This is a genomic window from Chrysiogenia bacterium (assembly GCA_020434085.1).
GTDB lineage: Bacteria > JAGRBM01 > JAGRBM01 > JAGRBM01 > JAGRBM01 > JAGRBM01.
The window spans coordinates 1-6,879 of sequence record JAGRBM010000311.1 but is presented as its reverse complement, the minus strand read 5'-3'; the positions used below and the strand labels follow the sequence as shown (position 1 = coordinate 6,879).

At 63.2% G+C, this 6,879-nt stretch carries 2 protein-coding genes; both read right to left on the bottom strand.

Annotated features, from left to right (window positions below; all coding sequences use genetic code 11):
- Positions 1 to 5,650: hypothetical protein (locus tag KDH09_10805; GenBank protein ID MCB0220174.1), on the bottom strand; the 5,650-nt coding region annotated here is incomplete at its 3' end.
- A gap of 438 nt (positions 5,651 to 6,088) precedes the next feature.
- The coding region (locus tag KDH09_10800; protein ID MCB0220173.1) for a hypothetical protein at positions 6,089 to 6,879 on the bottom strand (791 nt) is incomplete at its 5' end.

Here is a 6,879-nt window from a genome sequence, read left to right as displayed (position 1 = left end):
TAATGGTTCCCAGATCATTGATCTGCGGCACACTCAGGAAACGGAGCTCGTTGGCAACATCGATGGTGCCGCGGAAGTCTTCGTAGCTCAGCAGGTCGAGCATCGCGGGAGTCAGGCGAATGAAGGGCGAGGATGATTTGTCCTGCACGCCCAGGGACGTCGTGCCATCGTCGTTGACGGCAACGCGGAAGCCGCCGCCGTCATTCTGCATGATGTGCTGAATCAACGGCTCCAGCGACTCGATGCCGTCGGGAGTCAGCGCGTCGTTGTCGGGATCGATCAGCGCGCTGATCGTGATGGTCGTCAGTTCATCGAAAATGCGACGGTCGATGCCGTTCTTGAGCAGGTTCAGGAAGGTCGCGATGTCGGAATCCACCGCGCCGTCGTTGAAGAGGCTGGGGAAGAGCTGCTCGAACGCATTGAGCGCCGTCTGCGCCATGGAGTTGAACGCCGCGTCGTCACTGCCGGTGGTCGTGGTTCCCTCGGGCGAACCGATGACAAAGGACATGGCTTCGAAGAAGAAGCCCAGCGCGCTCTCGCCTTCACGAACATCGGTCGGGTTGTCCGAGAGCACCGTGAACGCCGGATCGATGAGGCATTCGAACAGCGACTGGGGATCGCCCTGCAGATCGGGCGGACACAGGTCCAGGGGATTGAGCTCGGAACCGCCTTCGTTGAGGAAGATCAGCACGAAATCGTTGATGAAGGCCTGCGAATCGGTGATGACCGCGGAGAAATGCAGATCGATCGGGCCGGTATCGCCCGCTGCGCTGGGGAATGCCAGCACGTTCGGCGGCACCGCGGTATCAGCCGCGTAAATTTCGAAGCGGTAGCTGCCACGCTCATCCTCATCGTTGCCGAGGATGACGTTGTTGAATGCGTTGTAGGTGGTGATGGGCATTTCGCACATCACGCGATAGGGGTACTGACCGCCCACGGTGCAGGCCGGCGGATCGTCGCAGGTGCGGGGCGGATTGTAGTTGTTCGGAAGCGTGTAGAAGCTCGAACGACAGGCCGGGATCGGTGCCACGGGAATGCCATCGCACTGCGGGTCGGGGATCGGCCCGACATCGTCGCAGGTCGCGTCTTCACTCTCGAGCACCAGCGGAACACCAAAGGCGTCGCCGCCCGTGGGATCGTTGGTCATCGCATCGATGTCCACTTCGAGGCGCGAGACGTTGGAGGCCAGATCTGTGGCGCGGAACAGGCGAATGCGGGTGCTCGGACGAACCACGCGCAGGTTCTGCGCGGCCACCGTGGGTCCGGCATTGACGCAGGTCTCACCGATCGTGAGCACGGTGTTGCCCGCGCTGTTCGCCGCCAGGAGCACCGGCGTTGGACCAAAGGTTCCGCCGTTGGTCTCGAAGACCACCATGTCGGTAACCGGGTCGATCGAGGCCGCGACGCTCTGGCCCAGAATCGTGATCTGCGTCGCCGTCGTGTTGCTGACGCAGTCGTCGCTGTTGGTCCCTGTCGCAAGCGACCACTGGCCGGGGTTGGTCAGGTCGAGATCGGAGCCCCCTGCATTGACGGCCGGAGGCGTCAACGCCAGGTGGGCGTCGGAAATACCGACGCTCGGCGCAAAGTTCACGTTGCGCTGATCTTCAATGAATCCGGAAACGCCCATGCTCGGCGCCGTGCGGTCGAGATCGAACCCGGTCGTTGCTGCCGTCGTCGGCTCGTTCGAGACATTGTCCTGCTGAACCAGAACATTGTAAGTCGTCAGCGCCTGCGCCGCCGGCCGCGGCACCCAGTATTCGATCGGGTTGCCGGTGATGGTCGTCTGCTGGAATTCGATGATCGTATCGCCGGCGAGCACGCGGGCGCAGATCACCGGATAGGGACCGAAGGTGCCATCGGTGGTTTCAAGGACCACCTCGTCGCTGCTCCCCACACCCGAGCCCGCCACCAGATCCTGACCGAAGACGGTCACACGACTGGTCACCGTGCTGGCCGGAAGCGCGGCACAACCGGTGGTCACCATCGCGGTGCCGTCGAGATAATCGAACACATCGGGTGTGGCCGGCACGGCGTTGGTGCGCGGGATGATATTCTCGTCAGGAATCTTGTATTCCGTGGGGACGTCGGTGTTGGCGTACCAGATGAAGTGCTTTCCGTCGCCGAAGAGCGGGTCGTGGATGACGTTTGCCGAGAGATCGGCGCCGGCGAACGTGAAGGCCGGCACCTGACCGCCGGGATAGGCCGGGACGCTCGGGTCCTGGTCGAGGATGATTCGACCAACAACCTTCACGCCGGTGCACTGACCCACCACACGATCGAGCATCGGCTGCGCGCGCAGAATCTCGTAACTGCCGGTCATGCTGGTCGTCGTCGTGGTCGGAATCGTGATGGTCGTATTACCGCCGCCAAACGAAACGCTCAGGATGGGAACGGGCACCTGCGCGGAAAACGCGCTGGAGATAAACGAATCGCTGATGCTCAGTCCCAGCGTGGAGGTCAGGTCTCCGGGGATCACCACCGTTGACCAGCTCGCCATGGTATTGCCGGTGGCCAGCGCGCCGCTGCCGACCGGATCGGGATCGAGCGACATTTCATGGCAACCGGGATTCACCAGCGCGCTGCAGGCATTGCCGTTGTAGGCGCCGGCACCGATTCCGTCGGGATCGCAGGCATTGGCCGGCGAGAGATTGGCCGTCGTATCCCCCATCGCCGCAGCCACATCCGGATAGAGCCAGACGCGGTCGATCAGAAGAGTCGGCGCATCCGCCGTCACGATGATCGGATCGTAGGCGACATCGGCGGCCCAGGGCGTCGTTTGTTTGTTGCCGGCGTCGTCGAAAACGCTCATGTCGAAGAGCTTCGAACCCTGGCGAAGATCGAGATCCACGCCCCAGGACTCGCCGTTGCAACGGCCGCAACCGTAACCCAGCGTGGCATCGTCGCCATCGACGCGGCCACTGCTCTCGCGAATGATAAATGCCTTCGGCGTGCCGCCGGAGTAATTGATGTCGAGATTCTGTCCACCGACCGAAGTGGTGGAGACCGTCACGGTGCGCGCGCCCGTGTTCACGGCGAGGATACGGAAGCGGCGGTTGGCGTTGCGCGTATCGTTGGGCGCAAAGAGGACCCAGTCACCGCTCGTCATGCCGGTGGCCAGCGCGCCGCGCGTAAGCATCGTGTCGAAGGCGCGCGCGCTCATGCCCGAGGCATCGTTGAAATCGATGACGCCGCCACCGCTGGCACTCACCGCCCGAAGCGCAGCATAGGCGCTCCGGCGCACGACGTAGGTCGCGCCCTCGGGCGCAGCCACCAGGTTGCTGCTCACCGACACGGTAAAGCCCGAGGCGGGAGCGCTGCCGGGCGTGGAATCGGCGATCGTCAGGCGGCTGGCCGCCGGACCCGAGAGGGAAATCCCCACCGGCGCGGGCGGCACGTTCACGCAGTTGGAAGCCGGCACGGAGATACAATCGCTCAGCGCCTGGAGAATGGTCATGTCCGTCGGACCCGCGCCCGAATCGATGATGTAATCGTTGCCGTTGATCGTCACGGTGTAGAGCGTGTTGGCCTGCACCGCCGGGACGGCGATGTCGACGGTCTGCTCGCCATCTTCAAGTGCAATGCCCTCGATGGAGCGCGCGACGAACTGCATGCGGGCGGTTGAACCACCGGCGATCGAGAGATCGAAGGTATCGCCCAGGGTTGCGGGCTCGATCTGAATGACGCTGAGATTGCCGTCGATGTCCTTGACCGGATAGCCCACTACGCCCTGATCGACCGGCGGAGCGCTGCAGGTCGCAGGCGTTGTGAGGCAGGCGGCCAGGTTCGTGGCGATTTCCTCGGCCGTGGCAGCACCGCTCGAAGTAATCCCGTAGGTCTGGCCGTTGACGACCACTTGGTAGGCCGTGCTGTTGAGCACCTGAATGACGCGAACCTGGTTGATCTGCTCGCCCGGCAGGCTGGGGCTTCCGAGGTAGGAATTCCCGCTGAGGTCGAGGGTGAAGGCATAGATGCGACTGTAGTCGGCCAGAATGCTGTCGCTGTTGGCCAGCCCTGCATTCCAGGTCACGCTGAACTCACCCGTGCGATAGTCGATCGTGCCAGTGCCGCCGCTTCCGCAGGTCAGCACGCCGTCGAAATCTCCGTCGGTGCATATCTCGCTGGTGGTTTCGTTCTGAAGGCTGAAGGCGCCGTCTTTCGAAATCATGTCGAAGGCCAGTGAGCCGTTGAAGGGCCCGACGCTCGCGGCGCCCGCATGCGTGAGCGCCGCTTCACCGGAAATGCCGATCGTCCGCTCACTGATGGTGTGAATGCGGAAGTTCATGCCGTTGTTGGGATTGGCCGAAGCCGAATCGAAGTGGACGTAGTCGCCGGCCTTCATGGTGGCGCGCCCATTGTCGGTAAATGCCTTGTAATCCTCGATCGATACGACGATTTCACCGTTCTGCGCGTTCACGTTCGAAACGGCGGCATTGCTCGAATACTGGTAGCCCACGTAGGCGATGCGACCGGGATCGGAGTCCGCCATCGTGCCGAACAGGTTGACCGTCGTATCACCAACCGCCGCCGAAACCGTAATGGGCGTGGCGGCGTTGAAGTTCTGACGGGTGCTCAGGTCGGGTTCGAGAACCGTGAAGTTTCCGTTGCCAAGGGTCGGGGGCGAGTTGTCGAGGTAGAGGTCGAATGCGTCGCGAAGGCCGCCGGCGAAGCGCTGGCCGCCCATGGACATCAGGCCGGCGTCGTTCTGGGCCTGCAGCGAGAGCGTGGTCACCGCGCCCGAGGACAGGCTGACCGAACCCATGGTGAACGTGCCATTGGGATAGTGCGCGCCGCCCTGATCATCGCAGGCGGTGGTGGTGCTGGTCGGGGGAACGGGCTCGTCACAACCGGCCGCAGATCCGGGCACGTCGGAGGTGAAGGTCGCGCCGGCGCCGCCATTCACGCTGAGCTGGATGTTGGCCAGTTTATCATCGGCGCCGCTGACGGCCATGCCGCAGGTCCCGACCCACTGGGAAGCAATCGGATTGGGAACCGCCGTGCCCGACTGGTTGGGCTCGACGCGGCCGGCAGCGGCAAAGCTGGAGTTGCGCGTCGTGCGGCGACCCAGCTCGTTGACGCTCGGAATGTTGGTGAAGCAGACCACCGGCTCGGCCGAGGTTGGGTCCTGGAAATCAACGACGAAGCGCTCGGTCGTGCGCGGCGTGGTCTGCGCGACGTCCTGGTAGACGGTCACTTCCAGCGTAAAGCTGGAGTCTCCCACGACGACGCCGCTGGAGAAATCATAGGAAATGCTGAAGTTGTTGCTGAACAGGAACGGGTTTGAAGTCGTTCCCTGGGTGCCCTGGTAGCCGCCATTGCCGGAGGCGATGTTGAAATCGAGACACGGAAGCGAGGCAACGTAGCATCCGGCATCGAGTTTCGGGGTTCCGGTGGAACTGGCGATCAGGCCCTGCAGGGTCAGGGTGTAACCGGTGGTGGAGATCCGGTTGGCGGCAGGGGCGTTGGTTTCGTTGCAGGCACCCGCGCAGACGCTGCCCAGAACGGCGGCGCCCGCATCTTCCTGGACGAACGTGACGTCCAGGTAATCCCCGCCGGCGGGGTTGAGGGCCTGGGCCCGATCCCCGGTCAGCAGGGCCATTGCCAGCGCCGCCAGAACGGCGCCGAGCCCCTTGATGTATTTTGTGTGCCTCATCGGTCTAACCTTTCCCATCCCGTGCGAGGTCTGGCTTCAAACCCCTGCGTTCCACCTGCCAGTGCGCTCTTTTCCACCTGAGCGCGCCGCTCACACCGGTATCTTTCCGACCTTTTATCCGTGCAAATTCCATTCCCACCGCACACCACAAATCTCACAGATTCGTTTTTTCGTGAATGTTAAAAGTGACAATAAATTCAGCACGTTACCAACCACCCATGCAGGCATGCCGACGACTCGCGCATTGCCGCACCGCATTATGTCCGATTTGTCGGACACTCGCGGGAAAACTTGCGGCCAGTGGGCGCGTACACGCCAACACTGGCCATCGACCACCAAATTCGGACGAAGTCCTCAGTACCCAAAATGTACCACATTCCCGGGCTGGAAACCATGAATCGGATCACCTCAGATCCCCGAATCACCCACCAGAATGCCCTAGAATTGTGTTTCGAAGAACAGCTCACCAAGCGCCGTCAGCAGGTCCACCACCTCCGGCGAAATGCCGGCGCCGGGAGACCGGACGGTAAATCGATTGCGAAGCGGCGCGGGCCCTTCGTTCTCGTGATCGACCACATAGGCCGGATCGTCGGCGGCCAGCAGATCGGCCACGCCGTCGAGGAAGGCCTCATCGAGCCCGTCCACGCCGCCGATGGTGACGACGTCATCCATCATCACAAAGCCGATATCGCCCTGGCGTCCGATGCCGATGTCGGCGGGACTGCCCACGCCGTCGGGATCGTTGTCGAGCTCGTTGAAGAAGTCGGCGGTCGAATGCACGCCGTTGCCCGCGCGCGGGTCGCACGGCGCCATGCTGGCACCGGTGCCGCAGAGGTTCTGCCCGGCGGAGGTGCCCACCCGACCATCGCGGTTGAGGTCGTCGCTCACCAGCGGATCGCACAAACGTCCGTAGGGACGATCGGCGAAGCTCGTGATCGAGGGATAGGTAATGGTGATGTACGGCGGCGGCGCCGGCGTTCCGCCCGCCATCGGCGGCAACGTGGGCGGACAGGTGTAGCCCGCGCCGAAGGAATCGACCGCCGGGGGAATCAGATACTGCAGGTCCGCCAGCAGCGCGTCTGCCAGCACCGTTGAGGGATCGTAGGTCATGAGCGTGCGGCTCGGCGGATCAAGCAACACGCGCGGTGAGCACGCGCCCGAGAGCGGCTGGGCGCAGCTCTCGGGGTCTTCAATGAGCCCGATGGTCAGGTTGCCCGCAAAGGGAAGCT